The organism is Halosolutus gelatinilyticus (genome assembly GCF_023028105.1).
GTDB lineage: Archaea > Halobacteriota > Halobacteria > Halobacteriales > Natrialbaceae > Halosolutus > Halosolutus gelatinilyticus.
Map to the genome: position 1 here is coordinate 898,623 of NZ_CP095491.1, position 17,401 is coordinate 916,023.

The following is a 17,401-nucleotide window of genomic DNA, read 5'->3' on the forward strand; positions in this document are numbered from 1 at the left end:
CCGCTGTACGACGCTGGACGGAGGCTCGGTCCGCGATCGATCGATCAGGGCTGATCGGGCACCGAAACCGAGCCGATTTCGCCCGCTTTTAAGCCGCGTCGGGAAGAGAGCTATACCATGAAACGCATCATCGAAACTGACGACGCGCCCGCTGCAGTCGGCGCGTACAGCCAGGCGACCAGCGACGGCTCGCTAGTGTTCACCGCCGGCCAGATTCCCCTGACCGCCGACGGCGAACTGCTCGACGACGAGCCGATCGAACACCAGACCGAACAGGCGCTGTACAACCTCGACGCCGTTCTCGACGAGGCCGGCGCGACGTCCGCGGACATCCTGAAGGTGACCGTCTTCCTCGACGACATCGACGACTTCGAGGCGATGAACGAGGCCTACGCCAACTACTTCGGCGACGAACCGCCGGCTCGCAGCGCCGTCGAGGTCGCCGCCCTCCCGAAAGGCGTCGGCGTCGAGATCGAAGCCGTCGCCTCGATCGAGTGACCGGCGTGACCGCCGATCGCTCGACGACCGCGGCGAACGGCGGCGAGTCAGGCGGCGGCCTCGTACCCCGTCACAAATCCGCGCTCCTGTGGGGCACCGTCGGCACCCTGACGTTCCTCGTGCTCCTCCAGGGGTACGCCCTGTTCATCGCGCCGCCGGTGACGATCGTTCAGGGGATCGCGATCGCCCTGCTGGTGGGGATCGGAGCCGCGACCGGGACCTACTTCCTCGAGAGTCACGTTGCGAGGTGGGCGACCGATCGATCGCGTGACGACTGACCCCGAACCGCACGACGGTGCCGACGGTAAAAGTAAGAGTTAAACGAGGGACGCGGTAAGGATGAGGTGAGCCAGGATGGCCGAACGGTAAGGCGCACGCCTGGAAAGCGTGTTCCCTTTGGGATTCTGGGTTCAAATCCCAGTCCTGGCGTTTTTGGATTCTCAACGTTCGACGGCCAAATGGCTACAGTATACCAACGTTCGGAAGTGGACCAGACGAGTCAACGAATAAGCCGTCCCGTTTCGAAGCAATCGAACGGACCGGGGGCGACTACCAGCAACCCGACTCGTTATCGCCTGATCTCGACGGGGCTGTCGGTCTTGATCCACCGATCGGGATCGTCTGGATCGCGCACCTCGAGCAGTCCGTCCTGACACACCACAAGTTCGTAGCGATCGGCCATCGGAATCCAGTCCCCGGCGACGACTCCGCCGGGATCGACTATCGTAACGGGGGAGCTACCGACCGCGGTGCGGCGAGTAGGGGCCGCGTACCGGTTGCGATCGCCGGACACCAAGACACGCTACTCGCCCGCGTTCAACCGCTTCGGCAACCGCGCCTTCGCTGCGATCGCGAAGTCGATCGTCGCGGTCCGTCTCGAAAAGCGATGCCGCTGCCGTTCTAGAACCGAACGCTGCGCGTGAGCACGAACACCAGCAGCGCCATCAGCAGCGAGCCCAGCATCGTCTCGACCCCGGCGATCGCCCGCGCCAAACTGCCGACCGGCTGGATGTCGCCGTAGCCGAGCGTGGCGAAGGTGATGACGCTGAAGTAGAGGCCCTTGAAGAAGGCCCGAAGGAGGACGTTCGCCGGCGTCTCGGTCGGATCCTCGATCTGGTAGGTCACCGCGCTGTCGGTTCCCACCTCCTGGATGCCGCCGGTGAGCGGGTAGAGGACGGCACAGAGGAGAATCAGGACGAGCGACGTCGTCAGGACGCGCCAGGGGCTCGTCCCGTAGCGCATGATCCACCGGGAACCGGCGAGTTTGAGCGCGTGGAGATAATTCCCGAGGTGCCACGCCTGTCGTCGCCGCAGATCCATTTCCCGGATGTAGTACTCCGAAACGCGTTCGGGGAACGCGTTCTCCTCGTAGAGCCGCTGGAGTTCTCGATAGACCCAGCGCGCGGATTCGGCGCGTGCGGTGGTTTCGTCGGTGCTCGCCTCCTGTGTGAACTCCTCCTCGTAGACCGGCTGCTCGTCGAACGCCGTGTCGAGGTTGATCCTGACGTCGGTCAATCCGGATCGATAGAGCCGCGCCCCGCGAAAGTCCGCGCTGCGGAGGTCGGCGAAGACGAACACCGCGTCGTGGAGGTTGGCTTCGCGGAACGACGTCCCGTGGGCATCGACGTCTCGGAACGTCGCCCGGCGGAGGTCCGTCCGGGAGAGATCCGCGTGGTCGAGCGTCGCTTCCGTGAAGTCGGCGTCGACGAGCGAACACCCGGCGAGCAGATCCGTCTCGCTCAGCGGCGCCCGACGAAAGTCCGCGCCGTCGAGTCGTTCGCCGTCTTCCGGACGGTGCTGTTCGTACGCGGTCGTCGGAACCGTCCGCTCGGTGTGCCAGATGCAGCGATCGCCCTCGCCCCACGCGGGCCGCCAGCAGCAGACCGACCCCTTCTCGCTGATGCCGCTGATGTTTGCGACGTGGCCGCAGCGATTCTCGGACATAGGAACCGTAGCGGCGGCCGATGCCTAACGGTAGTGCCTGAACTGTGCTGCGACAGGGCCACACGCGGAAGTCGTCTCATTGCCGAGCAATTTTTAGGCTGGCCAAAAAGATGTCGGTCGCGACGAGCGTCCGCTGCTTTGCGGCGACGATCTGAACGCCCTCCGCGACCGAAGAACCGGTTCGAGTGCGCCCTCGAGTCGCGGCGACCGGTCGATCGCCGATCGGAGCCGCCGCGGCCCGATCGAGCCGCAGCGGTCCGCGGTCAGCTCAGTTCGGCGATCAGTTCTCGGGTCGCTCGCCGCACCGCCTCGTCGCTCGACATCGCGGGTTCCCAGCCGAGCGCAGAGAGCTTCTCGATCGAGAGGCGCATCTTCGGCACGTCGCCGGTCCAGCCCCGATCGCCGCCGGTATACTCGAAGTCGGGGTCCAGGTCGAGTTCGTCGGCGACGATCGCGGCGATCCGATCGACCGAGGTCGTCGTGCGCGTCCCGAGGTTGTAGGTGTTCATCGCGTCGTCGGCGCGCTCGATCGCGTAACGCATCGCGTCCAGGCAGTCCTCGACGTGGAGGTAGGACTTCTCCTGACGACCGTTCCCGAGGATGGTGAGCGCCTCGGGGTCGTCCCGAAGCTTTTCGATGAAGTCGGGGATCACCGCGCCCCGCAGGCGGGGGCCGACGACGTTCGCGAACCGGAAGTTCCAGACGGTCAGATCGTGGCTGTGCGCTCGCGCCGAGAGCAGCCCCTCGTCGGCCAGTTTGCTCGCCCCGTAGGCGCTGATCGGTTCCAGCGGCGCGTAGTCCTCCGGCGTGGGTCGCGGCGCCTCGCCGTAGACGGTCGACGAGGAAGTGTACGCGATCTCGGTCACGTCGGCGTCGGCCATCGCCTCCAAGATGTTGCGCGTCATCCGCGTGTTGTCGGCGAACTGCCCGTGGGGGCGATCGGTGTCGACGCGCTTCGACGCGGCGAGGTGGAAGACGAGCTCCGCGTCGGAGAGGACGCCGTCGAGCGCGTCCGGCTCGGTGAGATCGGCCTCGACGACGCGAGCCGCGTCCGGAATCCGATCGCGGTCCCCGGCCGAAAAGTCGTCGACGACGGTCACGTCGGCGCCGTCGTCGAGCAGTCGCTCCGCGAGGTGTGAGCCGATGAATCCGCCGCCGCCCGTTACGAGAACGCGTCGGTTCGAACGTCGCATAGCTGCCGATTCGCGGACTGACGGTTAATCACTGTGGTCTCTCTCGGCGACCGTCGGGACGCCGCGGACCGAACCGACGATCGTTCCCGAACCGATCGTCCTGCGGACGACCGGCCGTCACCCGGTCCGGACCGCCACTAATATATAAAAGATCCGTGTGGACGATCAACACGTTAGGAAGGATGTCGGTGATGAACCGGACCGATCGCCGACGATCGGATCGCACTGGTGCGGTTTTCGGTCACCGATCGCAGCTCCGTGATCGCTTCGGCGGAGGACCGTAACGAAATTTTTATGTGGAACCACAATCAATCACCCGCTCGACTATGAGCCAGCGAATGCAGCAGGGACAGCCGATGATCGTAATGAGCGAGGACTCCCAGCGCGTCAAGGACCGCGACGCGCAGGACTACAACATCCGCGCGGCCCGTGCGGTCGCCCAGTCCGTCCGATCGACGCTCGGCCCGAAAGGGATGGACAAGATGCTCGTCGACTCCATGGGATCGGTGACGATCACCAACGACGGCGTCACCATCCTTCAGGAGATGGACATCGACAACCCGACGGCCGAGATGATCATCGAGGTCGCCGAGACACAGGAGGACGAGGCCGGCGACGGCACCACGACGGCCGTCGCGATCGCCGGTGAACTCCTGAAGAACGCCGAGGACCTCCTCGAGCAGGAGATCCACCCGACGGCGATCATCAAGGGCTTCCACCTCGCCAGCGAGCAGGCCCGCGAGGAGATCGACAACATCGCCGAGGACGTCGACACGGAGGACGAGGGCCTCCTGCGCTCGGTCGCCGAGACCTCGATGACCGGCAAGGGCACCGAGGTCAACAAGGAGTACCTCGCCGAACTGATCGTCGAGGCCGTCCGCCAGGTCACCGTCGAGGACGACGAGGGCAACAACGTCGTCGACCTCGAGTTCCTCAACATCGAGACCCAGACCGGCCGCGGCGCCGGCGAGTCCGACCTCCTCGAGGGTGGCATCGTGGACAAGGATCCCGTCCACGACAACATGCCCGACTCGGCAGAGGACGCGAACATCCTGCTGCTGAACGCCCCGATCGAGGTCGACGAGGCCGACGTCGACACCGAGGTCTCCGTCACCGACCCCGATCAACTCCAGAAGTTCCTCGACCGCGAGGAGAAACAGCTCCGCGAGAAGGTCGACAAGATCGCCGAGCTCGGCGCCGACGTCGTCTTCTGCCAGAAGGGCATCGACGACCTCGCCCAGCACTACCTCGCGAAGGAGGGCATCCTCGCCGTCCGCCGCGCCAAGAAGTCCGACCTCGAGTTCCTGAAGGAGGTCGTCGGCGCGAGCATCGTCTCCGACCTCCAGAGCGCGACCGAGGACGACCTCGGCTTCGGTGACGTCACCCGCGACGACGAGGACGAACTGTTCTACGTCGAGGGCGAGGACGCCCACGGCGTCACCCTTCTGCTGCGCGGCTCGACCGACCACGTCGTCGACGAACTCGAACGCGGCGTCGAGGACGCGCTCGACGTCGTCGCTCAGACCGTCTCCGACGGCCGCGTCCTCGCCGGCGGCGGCGCGATCGAGGTCGAACTCGCCTCGCGCCTGCGCGACTACGCCGACTCCGTCTCCGGCCGCGAGCAGCTGGCCGTCGAGGCGTTCGCCGACTCGCTCGAACTCGTTCCGCGCGTGCTCGCCGAGAACGCCGGCCTCGACTCGATCGACACGCTCGTCGACCTGCGTGCGGCCCACGACGAGAGCGACGTCCGCGCCGGGCTGAACGTCTTCTCCGGCGGCGTCGTCGACACCTTCGACGCCGGCGTCGTCGAACCGGCCCACGCCAAGGAGCAGGCGGTCACCTCCGCGGCCGAAGCCGCCAACCTCGTCCTCAAGATCGACGACATCATCTCCGCCGGCGATCTGTCGACCGACAAGGGCGACGACGAAGAGGGCGGCGCGCCCGGCGCCGGCGGCATGGGCGGCATGGGCGGCGGCATGGGCGGCATGATGTAAGGGAGGTTCGGAGGTCGTAGACCGAGAACCTCCGAATACGAGCGGGGAACGAAGTGACCCGCGATGTAAAACGAAACTTTGCTCTGCGGGCCGCCTTCGGCGCCCCTCGGCAAAATGTAGTATGAAAGCCTACTGCTCCCGACGGTCGCTCGTCGGCCCGCGAGCGCCGTACGGCGCTCGCGGTGAACGGCATCGTTCGGGTTCTCCGAACCGCTCACTCGCCGACACCCGATCTACAGACGGGTTATCCACCGCCGATTTGATCTCGATCGGACGGCTACGTGCGGTGAGCAATTTCCTTCTCGCGATCGAGACGTCGACTCCCAAATCCTCTTCTGTTTCGTGGCAAGCCGGTGTCCTTTTGCGCCGGGGATGGTACGGCGCGTATGTCCTCGCGAACCACGATGGGCTGGTCGCTGTTCACCTCGGGTATCGTCACGCTCGTCCTGAAGGCGCTCCCCGGCGATTCGCTCTGGTGGGGGTTGTTATTGCTCGCGCTCGGCCTGATGCTGCTGTTCTATCGGTGAGCGACGATCGGTTCTCGGCCAGATAACCGAGAGGAGGACGAGCCCCGCTGCAAAGAAAAAGCAGACGCTCATCCCGAGGTAGAGAAATCCCTTCTCGGTGGTCCGCCACGAGAGCCCGCCCGATAGCTCTGTCTTGTCGTCACTGACACAACCGGTATCGCGGTGTGGCTGTCTCCGGGCGATCGAACCCGCGCTGGCGCACGTCCCGACCCGATCGAAACCGTGCCCCGTTTACGTTTCGAAACGGTATCGAGCGACCGTGAGCGCCGACGCGACGGAGACGCCGTTCGACGAGTATCGCGAGGCGGTCGATCGACCGCTCGCGCGACTGTTCCGGGAGTACGCACCCGGACGGCTAGGTTGGTTCTCGGTCGGCATGGCCGCCAACTTCGTCGCGCGGATGGCGAGCCTGGTGCCGCCCCTACTGTTGGGCACGGCCATCGACGCGATCTTTTCGGAGGGTGGGGACGGGGAGTTCTCGCTGCCGCTCGTCCCGGACGTCTGGCTCCCCGCGACCGAGTCGGCGCAGTTCGAGTTCGCAGTGGTCGCGATCGCCGCCGCGTTCGTCTGTATAACCGTCTTCACCTGGATCTACGGGGTCACGGCCAACCTGTTCGCCCACGGCGTGATGCACGCCGTCCGGGTGGACTGCTTCGAGAAGATGCAGCGACTCGACATGACCTTCTTCGACGACAAGCAGACCGGCGAGGTCATGGCCGTGCTGAACAACGACACGCAGAACCTAGAGCGGTTCCTCGACGACGCGCTGATGAACTCGGCGCGACTGATCGTGATGACCGTCGGAATCGCTGGCGTGCTCTTCTACCTGAACTGGCAACTGGCGTTCGTCACGCTGGTCGCGGTGCCGGCGATGGTCGCCTTCACGATCTGGTTCATGCGGATCGCCGAACCCCGGTACGTCCGCCAGCGATCGGCCGTCGGCCGGCTGAACACCCGCCTCGAGAACGCGATCGCGGGCATGAACCTGACGAAGACCACCTCGAGCGAGGCGTTCGAGACCGAGCGCGTCGCCGACGCCTCTCGAAACCTGTTCGATCGGACGATGGACGTCCTCAAACTGAGCTACATCTACCGGCCGGGGATGGAACTACTCGCGGGGCTGGCGTTCGTCGCCACGTTTCTCGTCGGCGGCCTCTGGCTCGCGGCCGACGCCGCGCCGGGGCCGCTGACCGGGGCGCTCTCCGTCGGCGACTTCGTCGTCTTCCTCTTTCTGACTCAGCGGATCGTCGACCCGCTCGCCGAAGTCTCGAACATCGTCGACCAGTACGAGAACGCCAGAGCCTCGAGCGAGCGCGTCTTCGGCCTGATGGACATTCCCGTCCACGTCGACGACCCGGCGGACCCAGTCAATATCACACCCGTCGAAGGGCGAGTCTCCTACGAGGACGTCTCCTTTAGCTACGCGGACGCCGAGGGTGCACGGACGGACACCGGTGCGGAATCCGACGGCGAGGCGTCGTTCGACGGACCCGTCGTCGACGCCGTGACGTTCGACGCCGAACCGGGCGAGACGATCGCCTTCGTCGGCCCGACCGGCGCGGGCAAGTCCACCGTCTGCAAGCTCCTGCTTCGGTTGTACGACGTACAAGAGGGGACGGTCCGACTCGACGGCCACGACGTGCGCGACCTCGCGCGCTCGGACCTCCGGTCGGCGGTCGGTTACGTCAGCCAGGACACGTTCCTGTTCGACGGGACGATCGCCGACAACGTCCGGTACGGTCACTTTGAGGCGTCTGACGAGGCCGTCCGCGAGGCGGCGACGGCGGCGCAGGCGCACGATTTCATCGCTGACCTTCCCGAGGGGTACGACACGCGCGTAGGTGAACGCGGCGTCAAGCTGTCGGGCGGACAGCGCCAGCGGATCGCCCTCGCGCGGGCCGTCCTCGCAGATCCACCGGTGCTGATCTTAGACGAGGCGACGAGCGCGGTGGACACCAAGACCGAACTCCAGATCCAGCGATCGATCGACCGGCTGACCGAGGACCGGACGACCCTGGCGATCGCCCACCGCCTCTCGACGGTCAAGGACGCCGACGAGATCCTCGTCCTCGAAGACGGGCGGATCGTCGAACGGGGGATCCACGAGGAGTTACTTGAGCGTGGCGATCGGTACGCGGCGCTGTGGATGGCCCAGGCCGGCGATCGCGAGGCGGCGGCCGAGGCGCTCGCCGACTCGAATTGACCCGACGGCGCCGATGGCGATTGCTGCGCCCACGCCGCCGCCGATCGAAGCTGACACCAGGAGCTCGTCGGGGCCGATGACGGCAGCTGGCGCTCGCCAATTTCGGTGGCGGCGACCACAGGACCCGCGATCGCCGGACGCCAAAACTGTCCGATCGACGCACCGACTCAGGTATCGTGGACTTCGAGTTCGAACTGCTCGTTCTCGCTGACGGCGTTGAGGACGACGCTGGTGTTCGAGGCCTTGATGTCGGGATCGGTCAGCAACTGTTTGATCTGGTCGTTCATCCCGTCCGTGTCCTTGAACTTGCCGATCGCGATCACGTCGTAGTCGCCGGTAACCTCGTAGACGCTCGTCATCTGTCGGTGGTCGCGGAGCGTATCCGTGATGTCCGGCAGGGCGTTCCCCTCCACCTGCAACTGGATGACGGCGGTGACGTCGTACCCGACCGAATCGTAGTCCACGCGCGGCGTGTACCCTTCGATCACGCCGTCTTCTTCCAGATCTGAGAGGTGATTCGAGACGGTCGTCACCGACACGTCGAGTTCCTCGGCGAGGCTCCGAAGGCTCGCCCGCCCGTCGCCGAGAAGTGCATTCACTAACTTTGCATCGAGATTTTCGTACGTCATCACGCTAACCCACTCGTTCCTCCCTTTAGAAGTTTACGAATATCCAATTACAGACGAGAGACCGAAGAATTGCTTGGAGCAGTAGGGTTTTAGTAGGCGAGATACTTGGATAGCACGACAAGAAAGATGACAAGCGGAAACATTACTGAGGCCGAGCGGGCCGTTCTAGACGAAATCGAAGAGAAAGATATCAGCTTCCTTCGTCTGCAGTTTACCGACATTCTGGGTACGGTCAAGAACGTCTCGGTGCCGGCCCGGCAGGCCGAGAAGGCGTTCGCCGAGGGGATTTACTTCGACGGATCGTCGATCGAGGGCTTCGTGCGGATTCAGGAGTCGGACATGCGCCTCGTGCCCGACCCAGAAACGTTCGCGATCCTTCCGTGGAGAAACCACGACGACGGCGCCTCGGCGCGGATGATCTGCGACGTCTACAACACCTCCACGGGCGAGCCGTTCGAGGGCGACCCACGCTACATCCTCAAGCGGGCCCTGGATCGCGCCGACGAAATGGGATACACGGTCAATGCCGCGCCCGAACCCGAGTTCTTCCTGTTCGAGGAGGACGAGGAGGGGCGCGCGACGACCGAGACCAACGACGCCGGCGGCTACTTCGACCTCGCGCCCAAGGATCTCGCCTCGGACGTCCGCCGCGACATCATCTACGGCCTCGAGGACATGGGCTTCGAAGTCGAGGCGAGCCACCACGAGGTCGCCGAAGGCCAACACGAGATCAACTTCACCTACGACGACGCCCTCGCGACCGCCGACAACGTCGCCACATTCCGCACCGTCGTCCGCGCGATCGCCGCCCAGCACGATTACCACGCGACGTTCATGCCGAAGCCGATCCCGCAGATCAACGGCTCGGGGATGCACACTCACATCTCGCTGTTCACCGACGACGGCGAGAACGCCTTCCACGACGACGACGACGAGTTCGACCTCTCGGGGACGGCGAAGTCCTTCCTCGCGGGGATCCTCGAACACGCGCCGGCGATCACGGCCGTCGCCAACCCGACAGTCAACAGCTACAAACGGCTGGTGCCGGGCTACGAGGCGCCCGTCTACGTCGCCTGGTCCGACCGCAACCGATCGGCGCTGATCCGCAAGCCGGCCGCGCGCGTCCCCGCGGCCTCGCGCGTCGAACTGCGCTCACCGGATCCGTCGTGTAACCCCTACCTCGCGATCGCGGTCATGATCCACGCCGGCCTCGACGGCATCGAGGACGGACTCGAAGCGCCCGATCCGGTCCGCGAGAACATCTACGAGTTCGACGAGCGGAAACGCGAGGACTACGGCATCGACACGCTGCCGACCAATCTCGGCGAAGCGGTCGACGCCCTCGAGGCGGACGAGGCCATCTACGCCGCACTGGGCGAGCACATCGGTCCGAAGTTCGTGGAAGCCAAGCGCGCGGAGTTCCAGGACTACCTCGTCGACGTCTCTCAGTGGGAGCTCGACCGCTACCTCGAAACGTTCTAATCCGGCGCGATCGATCCCGAGAGAACGCACGAGACGCACCTTTTTGCGGCTCTCCGCCCCGCCGCTCGTTCGCCGGCCGTGCACACGATCGTCGCCAGCCGTGAACGCGGTTCGTCGACAGCGCGAACGGATTCCCGACTGCGAGCGTCGTCCGGTGGTCGGCGTCCGATTGCGCGACGAGACGGGGTGCTGATCGAAGACGGCCCCGCAGAACGCGCGTCGAGGGACGTCTCTCGATCGAGAACGAGGCGGCCGTGCGGTACGAGGCGCGGAGGCCCCGAGACGGGTGCGCGAGGAGGACGCGATCAGGATCGCCACTCGCCGACGCGGTCGCGCACGCGGCCCGGAATCCCGAGCAGCGAGAGGCCGAACCCGAACAGCACCATCAGCAGGTAGACGCCGAGGACCGACGTCCAGACGACGAACATCGCGAGGATCGCCCAGCCGTCGTCGAGGAAGTAGAAGGCCGCGATCGCGAGCGCCGTCCCGTACAGCAGGACGAGGTACGGTCCCCAGCCGTGAGCGTGGCCGCGGCGCATTCGGCTCCGGACGTAGCGCTTGAGTTCGCTCTCGAGGGATTCCTTTCTGACGGTGCGCTCGTCGACGGACGCTTCGAACTCCTCGACGCGATCGCGAAGGCGTTCGATCTCCTCGCGGAGCGCTTCGGGATCATCCGCCCGATCGTGAGTGCGGGCGCTCGCACGCGATCGCTCGCGCGTCGGCTCTCGATCGGCGTTGCGATCCGGTCCGGCGGTCTCGGCTTCGCCGTCGCCCTCGTCGGCACCCGTGGCGTCGTCAGTCATCGCTCCTGTCGAAATCTGTCGAGCGCGGGGACTTTGTAGCTGCCGATCCACTTCACGGGTGGCGAGCGCCGCGTTGAGAACGGCCCCGAAGACGACGATGACCGCGCCGGCGTACAGCCAGATGAGCACGAGGAAGACGGCACCGAGCGCGCCGTAGAGGGCGTATCCGGCGGCGAGATCGGTGTACAGCGAGAACGTTCGGCTGAGGACGTACCAGCCCGCCGCGGCGAGGACGGTTCCGGGAAGCGCCTCGCGGATATCGACGTTGGCGTTCGGAAACACCACGTACAGCGGCAGGAAGGTCACGATCAGTCCCAACACGACGAAGATCGGTCCGAGCACGGTGGCACCGACGAACGGGACGGAGCGGATCACGAGTTCGAGCGCCCCGACGAGCGCGAGCCCGATCGAGATCGTGACGAAGACGATCATCGCGTCCCACATCGTGTCCACCAGCGACTTCGATCCTGCAGTGCCGTACACCAGCGAGAAGGCGCGATCGAGCCCCCTGAGAACCCGGCTCGATCCCCAGAGGAGACCGATAATCCCCGCGATGGTCGCCCCCGTGCGATTCGTCTCGTCGACGATCGTCTGCGTGAGCAACTGTCGAGCCTGCGGCGTGAGGACGTCGCTGGCCGCCGCCGTGAGCCGAGCCGCGAGCCCCTCGCCGCCGATCGACGCGGCGATGCCGAGCGCGAGCAGCATCAACGGCACGATCGAGATGAAACCGTAGAACGCGACGCCCGCGGCGAGCAGCGTCAACTGTCCACGCCTCGCGAGTCCGACGACGTGCCAGGCGAACGCGAGTTCCTCTCTGTAGTCGATCACACTCAGTACTAGTCGGGACAGGGACAAATATGCGATCGCGTAGCACGGGCTTGCCGAGGGCGGTGCCGTCCAGGCGAGATCGCGACGGAATGCGGTTCGTGTATCGTCGGAGACGTATCAACGACTTTTTGACGGCTGGTTTCCGTCTCTCGATCCATGAACGGAACTCGATGCCCGGACTGCGGCATCGAAACGGAGGCAACGTCGCTACGAACGAACGGCGCGGAGCGGCTCGTGGTCGATACCGGAAGCCGTGGTGGGGTGCTCGGAAAACTCGGCGTCGGCAAGACGGCCGGCGTCGACGCGGTGTGCTGTCCCGAGTGCGGATTGCTCAGACTCTACGCCGATCTCGACGGCGACTAGCCGAGGCTGTCCGCCGTCGCCGCGCGAATCTCGTCGACGGTTGCATCCGTCTTGAACGTGGTTCCGCCGTAGTGAGCTCGCGAGGCTGCGTAGCCCGCCGCGCGGAGGTCCGCGAGGAAGTCGTCCATCGCGTTGGCGGGCAGTCCCCAGTTTCGACAGAGCTTGTGCTGGTCGTAGTGAGTCGGCGCGTCGAGTTCGCGTTCGAGCGCGGTACAGAGTTCGCGGGCCCGTTCGGCGGTTCCGAATTCAGCCGGGATCTCGTCGCGGACCGCCGCGACGAAGTCGGGATCGCGAACGGGACCGAGCCAGAGGGGGCCAGCCGTGAGCACCCGCTCGCCGCCGCAGTTGGGGCAGGTCTCGATCGGGTCGGCGATCAGTCCGAAGGCGTGTTCGCGGTGGAGGCAGTCCTCGCAGTGGTCGACGTAGCCGAGTCGATCGATCGCGGCGTCGGCCGCCGTCGCCTTTCGGTCCAGTTCGAGGTAGGTCCGGACGTAGTGACTGGTCGCGTGGGTCAGGATCGGTTCGATGCCGACGTCGAACCGGGCGGCGCTGCGGGCGAGCGCGGAGAGGAGGACGCGGACGCCCATCTCGGGGTGGTAGTCCGTGTTTCGCGGGACGGCGGAGTAGGAGCGGACGCCGCTGTTGAAGTGCGCGCCGCACAGCGGTGCGGTGTCGGTCGCGGTGACGCAGACGAGGTCTCGGCCCCTCGCGAACGCCGCGTCGGCGAACGGCATCGGCGTCCCGTAGGGATCGAGATCGATGACGTCGAAGGCCCGGTCGTGCATGAGGGCGGTAACATTGCGGCGTTCGACGGTCGCCTCGCAGTCGTTGCGCGCGAGGTTCTCGCGGGCGAGCTCGACGGCCTCCTCGTCGACGTCGCAGCAGGTGACGTCCCAGCCGTCGGCGGCCGCGCGCACGCCGCGGATACCGCTCGCCGTCATCGCGTCGAGGTACGTCTCGGCTCGCGGTTCGCGATCGCCGTACGCTCGCAGCGCCGCGATCGTCAGATCCCGATTCAGTTCCTGTCGTGGATTGTAGAACACCGCCTCCTCGACGCCCTCGGTCTGCTCGCCAGGCACCTCGAGTTCGACGCCGCCCTCGGTGACGCGCATACCCGTTCTCGTCGGCGGAGATCGAAAAACGGCGTGGTCTCGGGTCGGCGCCGGGACGGAGCTACCGGCGCGATCGGCGGGACGGACGCGCCGTCACGACTGCGGCGCAGTCGCCTCGTTGCGGGCGCCGACCGCCGGGAGCGTGACCAGGAACGTCGACCCTGAACCGGGTTCGGACTCGACCCGGATCTCGCCGCCGTGGCGCTCGACGATCCGCTTGCACAGCGCGAGTCCGAGGCCGGTCCCACCGTGTTCCTCGCGGCCGTGGAGGCGCTGGAAGAGGTCGAAGATGCGATCGGCGTCGGCCGGATCGATGCCGATTCCGTTATCCTCGACCGACACCGTCCAGTCCGGCCCCGTTCGTTCGGCGGTGACGCGAACGTGCGGCGGTTCGTCGTCGCAGTATTCGATCGCGTTCGACAGCAGGTTCTGGAACAGTTGTCGTAACTGGTTCTCGTCGCCCTCGACGCGGGGTAACGTCTCGATTTCGACGATGGCGTCGCGCTCGACGATCTGCACTTCCAGATCCTTTCGGACCGCCGCGAGAACGTCCTCCAGGTCGACCGATTCGAACGGATCGCCCTGCGTGTTGACCCGCGAGTATTTCAGCAACCCGTCGATCATCTCGCGCATGCGATCGGCGCCGTCGACCGCGAACGCGATGAACTCGCGGCCGTCCTCGTCGAGGTCGTCGCCGTACCGGCTCTCGATGAGAGAGAGGTAGCTCGTGATCATCCGCAGCGGCTCCTGGAGGTCGTGGCTGGCGGCGTAGGCGAACTGTTCGAGCCGCTCGTTCGACGTTTCGAACTCGCGGTTCGCCGCCTCGAGTTGGGCCACCGTCTCGTCCAGTTGCTCCGTCAGTTGCCGGAGCTCCCGATTGCTCCGCTCGACTTCGAGCGCTTGCGTTTTTGCCAGGGCGTCGTAGACCCCGACGCCGAAGCCGGCGGCCGTACCGAACGCGGTGAGGACTAGCGCGGCCCGGGCCGGATCGGTCACGCTCTCGGCGGGCTCGAACTGGTAGAGGGCGAGCATTGCGAGCAACAGCCCGAATCCGCCGAACGACCAGTTCGTGATCGTCGGGTAGAACTCGGTGGAAATATCGGTACGCGACACCCAGTAGCTGCCGTACAGAAGGATCACTCCGGGGACGGCGATGAAGCTCGTGATGAGCGCGACGTTCGAAACCGCTCCTCCGTCGGCCAGTTGTCCGAACGCCCATCCGAACGCCAACACAACATACAGCGCCCCGAGGATCGCGATCGTACCTCTTCCCCTGATACCAGCCATCGTTCGGTTCAGGCGACCCATTATCACATATCGGTGCGGAATCTATTTTTGCGTTGTCCCGAGAATCAGCGATCCGGACAGTCGTTCGTTTCGGCCGGAACTGCGCGATCGCTCGGTGCGGGACGCCGAGTAGGCGTCGATACCGGCGCCGGTTCGGATCGCACGGAATCGCGCAGAGTCGCCCTCGAGCCATTCGACAACACAACCGAACCGATTTTACAGTTGGGTGCACAGTTCCGGACGTGCCGGAGGCCACGCCCGTCGATCGCTGGCAAGCCGAGCTCGAGGAGACAGGCGAGCTGACGCCGGAGATCGTCGATCGGATCTCGCGCCTGCACGGCGATCGGGGGGTCCGGGCGATCGAGGCGGTCGGCGAGAGCCGGGTGAAAACGTACCGAGATTTCACGATCGTCGTCGGCTACGACGACGAGTATATCGTCGAGGACGGCGGCTGTACCTGCAAAGACAGCGAGTACAACCTCGATCCGGAGGACCCGACCGAGCTCTGCTGGCACGCGATCGCCGTCGCGATCGCGCGCCGAGTCGGCCACGTCGACTACCACGATATGTGGTACTCGGACGTTCGCGAGCTGTTGTGAGCCGATCGTCGCTCCGCGAGCTGCGTTACGTCCCGATTATCGCTTCGGAAGCCGTTTTGCCCCTGCGATCGACGATTCGGTCAGCTATCGGTCACATACTACGACGTTCGTGGGCACAAACACTATGAGCACTCGCATCCGAGATGATACGCTCGGGTCGACCGGTAGGTGGTGGAAGTGGTGGTCACTGTCGACCCGAGCGTTCTGCCATTCGCTGACACGGGTTATTAAAGTCGTGTAATTAGCCGTTACCGGCCGCCGCTCGGGGGCGGCTCGAGGGGTTGGAGCGATCGCACAGGCGCTTGCAGCGGTACGTACGCTTCGTTCGTCGTTACGGGATCGGTATCGCCTCTTTCTGCTGTGCGAGCAAGCCATCGCCGCGAGGACCGGCGTCGCCCGATTCGGGCGCTTGGAGATGAGTTCGGCGGGCCGACCGGTTCCGTCGAACGGTTACTCCTCCGCGCAGATTTCGACGAAGTTCCGCAGAATCCGCAGACCAGTTTCGCCGCTCTTTTCGGGGTGGAACTGCGTTCCGAAGACCGTCCCGTCCTCGCTCGCGACGATCGACGGGAACTCGATGCCGTACTCGGTGGTCGCGACGGCGGCGCGGTCGTCGTCCGGGATCGCGTAGTAGGAGTGGACGAAGTAGGCGTACTGGCCGTCCACGCCCTCGACGAGGGGGTGATCGCGCTCGACGGAGAGTTCGTTCCAGCCCATGTGGGGCACCTTCTGTCCCTCCGCGAATCGAACGTTCGTGCCGGGGATCAGATCGAGTCCTTGCACCGCGGATTCGCCGTCGTTGTCGCCTTCCTCGCTCGTCGTCAGCAGCATCTGCATGCCGAGACAGATGCCGAACAGCGGCGTTCCCTCCGCGGCGACCTCGAGGAGGTCTTCGCGGAGCGGATCGGCGTTCTCGACGCCCTCTCGGAACGCGCCGACGCCGGGGAGGACCACGCCGTCGGCCTCGCGGAACGCGGCCGGATCGTCGGTGATCTCGACGTCCGCGCCCGCGCGCTCGAGGCCGCGGGTGGCGCTGCGCAGATTCCCGAGCCCGTAGTCGACGATGACCACGGAGGCGAGCGATCGGTCCTGTGTGGACGAAACGGTGCTCATACCGTCTCCTCGGTACGGCGCGGTGAAGTGTATTGCCTTTCGCGCAATCGCCGGCCCGGTGTTCGGTCGGCCGCTAATCCACGACCGTCCGTCGATCCATCGCCCGGTCGTCCGCCGACGTGGCACCGATCGTCGACCGTCGGCCGATCGGCCGTCGACTCAGAATCCGTCGAGGCGCGTCTGCCCGCTCCCGTTGTCGCCGGCGTCGACGCCGGCCAGTTCCGCCGCCCGCTGCAGCGCCGCTTCGAAGGTCGCCTCCTGGCTCCGATCGTACAGCGTCGCGGCCGGATGCACGCAGATCATCACGCGACGCGGCGCGCCTTCGATCCGAACGTCGACGACGTCGCCGGCTTCCTTCGTGACGGCGACCGATCGGCCGAGCAGGTGTTCGCTGGGAACCTTGCCCAGCGTGACGATCACGTCCGGGTCGAGCCGATCGATCTCGCGCTCCAGATACTCGCGGCAGTTCTCGAGTTCCGTTTTCGTCGGATCGCGGTTCTCGGGCGGGCGACAGCGCACGCAGTTCGTGATCCGGACGGTCTCCCGATCGAGGCCGACGGCTCGAAGCTGCTCGTTCAGGACGGTGCCGCTGCGGCCGACGAACGGTTCGCCCTGCTCGTCCTCGTTCGCACCCGGTCCCTCGCCGACGAGCAGCACGTCGGCGTCCGCGGGGCCGGTGCCGTTGACGATTCGACTCCGACAGTCGACGAGCTCCGGACACCGGGTGCAGGCGGTGACGCGGAGGTCCTCCATCGTTCCCATGGCGAATGAGTCAAAGGGGGACGGCCTACGTCTTTCGGGTCACGACGATGACGAACCTGCTGAG

General features: G+C 65.7%; 16 protein-coding genes and 1 tRNA gene. 9 read left to right on the forward strand and 8 right to left on the reverse strand.

The window, feature by feature from the left end; translation table 11 throughout:
* The first annotated feature begins 117 nt into the window (after positions 1-117).
* The 3 genes from MUH00_RS04550 to MUH00_RS04560 all read left to right on the forward strand — a co-directional run bounded on the left by MUH00_RS04550 (position 118) and on the right by MUH00_RS04560 (position 927).
* Positions 118-498, forward strand: a complete 381-nt coding sequence (locus MUH00_RS04550; RefSeq protein WP_247002580.1) for a Rid family detoxifying hydrolase — start codon at positions 118-120, stop codon at positions 496-498.
* Positions 499-503: 5 nt separating this feature from the next.
* Positions 504-776 (forward strand): DUF7981 family protein, encoded by a 273-nt coding sequence (locus MUH00_RS04555; protein ID WP_247002581.1) that lies wholly within the window; start codon positions 504-506, stop codon positions 774-776.
* A 70-nt stretch (positions 777-846) separates the two neighbouring features.
* Positions 847-927 (forward strand) — tRNA-Ser (locus tag MUH00_RS04560).
* A gap of 471 nt (positions 928-1,398) precedes the next feature.
* Here MUH00_RS04560 and MUH00_RS04565 read toward each other — a convergent pair.
* Complete coding sequence (locus MUH00_RS04565) at positions 1,399-2,442, reverse strand: pentapeptide repeat-containing protein (RefSeq protein ID WP_247002582.1); 1,044 nt, start codon at positions 2,440-2,442, stop codon at positions 1,399-1,401.
* 263 nt (positions 2,443-2,705) lie between these two features.
* Entirely contained in the window at positions 2,706-3,635 is a 930-nt protein-coding gene (locus tag MUH00_RS04570; RefSeq protein ID WP_247002583.1) for an NAD-dependent epimerase/dehydratase family protein, read from the reverse strand.
* 338 nt (positions 3,636-3,973) lie between these two features.
* Here MUH00_RS04570 and thsB point away from each other — a divergent pair, with 338 nt between their 5' ends.
* From thsB to MUH00_RS04585, 3 genes are all read left to right on the forward strand, one after another.
* Positions 3,974-5,629 (forward strand): thermosome subunit beta, encoded by a 1,656-nt coding sequence (thsB, locus tag MUH00_RS04575; protein ID WP_247004079.1) that lies wholly within the window; start codon positions 3,974-3,976, stop codon positions 5,627-5,629.
* Between the two features lie 386 nt (positions 5,630-6,015).
* Positions 6,016-6,156, forward strand: a complete 141-nt coding sequence (locus MUH00_RS04580; protein ID WP_247002584.1) for a hypothetical protein — start codon at positions 6,016-6,018, stop codon at positions 6,154-6,156.
* Between the two features lie 259 nt (positions 6,157-6,415).
* Entirely contained in the window at positions 6,416-8,359 is a 1,944-nt protein-coding gene (locus MUH00_RS04585) for an ABC transporter ATP-binding protein (protein ID WP_247002585.1), read from the forward strand.
* A 167-nt stretch (positions 8,360-8,526) separates the two neighbouring features.
* Here the strand turns inward: MUH00_RS04585 and lrp are convergent, their stop codons facing one another.
* Positions 8,527-8,988: an HTH-type transcriptional regulator Lrp gene (gene lrp / locus MUH00_RS04590; RefSeq protein WP_247002586.1), complete on the reverse strand. Its 462-nt coding sequence runs from the start codon at positions 8,986-8,988 to the stop codon at positions 8,527-8,529.
* A gap of 126 nt (positions 8,989-9,114) precedes the next feature.
* Between lrp and glnA the strand changes: the two genes are divergently transcribed.
* A complete protein-coding gene (gene glnA, locus MUH00_RS04595) occupies positions 9,115-10,470 on the forward strand; it encodes a type I glutamate--ammonia ligase (protein ID WP_247002587.1) in 1,356 nt (451 codons plus the stop codon).
* A gap of 305 nt (positions 10,471-10,775) precedes the next feature.
* Here glnA and MUH00_RS04600 read toward each other — a convergent pair whose 3' ends face one another.
* Positions 10,776-12,101 carry a YihY/virulence factor BrkB family protein gene (locus MUH00_RS04600; RefSeq protein ID WP_247002588.1) on the reverse strand — a complete coding sequence of 442 codons (1,326 nt, stop codon included), beginning with the start codon at positions 12,099-12,101 and terminating at the stop codon, positions 10,776-10,778.
* Positions 12,102-12,257: 156 nt separating this feature from the next.
* Between MUH00_RS04600 and MUH00_RS04605 the strand changes: the two genes are divergently transcribed.
* Positions 12,258-12,464, forward strand: coding sequence for a hypothetical protein (locus tag MUH00_RS04605; RefSeq protein WP_247002589.1), 207 nt, complete (start codon positions 12,258-12,260; stop codon positions 12,462-12,464).
* Here the strand turns inward: MUH00_RS04605 and MUH00_RS04610 are convergent.
* Together MUH00_RS04610 and MUH00_RS04615 are read right to left on the reverse strand one after the other, a co-directional pair.
* Positions 12,461-13,576, reverse strand: a complete 1,116-nt coding sequence (locus MUH00_RS04610; protein WP_247002590.1) for a tRNA (guanine(26)-N(2))-dimethyltransferase — start codon at positions 13,574-13,576, stop codon at positions 12,461-12,463. The genes MUH00_RS04605 and MUH00_RS04610 overlap by 4 nt on opposite strands.
* Positions 13,577-13,669: 93 nt before the next feature.
* A complete protein-coding gene (locus tag MUH00_RS04615) occupies positions 13,670-14,863 on the reverse strand; it encodes a sensor histidine kinase (RefSeq protein ID WP_247002591.1) in 1,194 nt (397 codons plus the stop codon).
* 242 nt (positions 14,864-15,105) lie between these two features.
* Here MUH00_RS04615 and MUH00_RS04620 point away from each other — a divergent pair, with 242 nt between their 5' ends.
* A complete protein-coding gene (locus MUH00_RS04620) occupies positions 15,106-15,462 on the forward strand; it encodes a hypothetical protein (RefSeq protein ID WP_247002592.1) in 357 nt (118 codons plus the stop codon).
* A gap of 450 nt (positions 15,463-15,912) precedes the next feature.
* Here the strand turns inward: MUH00_RS04620 and hisH are convergent, their stop codons facing one another.
* Complete coding sequence (gene hisH, locus MUH00_RS04625; protein WP_247002593.1) at positions 15,913-16,575, reverse strand: imidazole glycerol phosphate synthase subunit HisH; 663 nt, start codon at positions 16,573-16,575, stop codon at positions 15,913-15,915.
* Between the two features lie 159 nt (positions 16,576-16,734).
* On the reverse strand, positions 16,735-17,337 hold the full coding sequence (locus tag MUH00_RS04630; RefSeq protein ID WP_247002594.1) for a uracil-DNA glycosylase: 603 nt from the start codon (positions 17,335-17,337) through the stop codon (positions 16,735-16,737).
* Positions 17,338-17,401 lie beyond the last annotated feature (64 nt).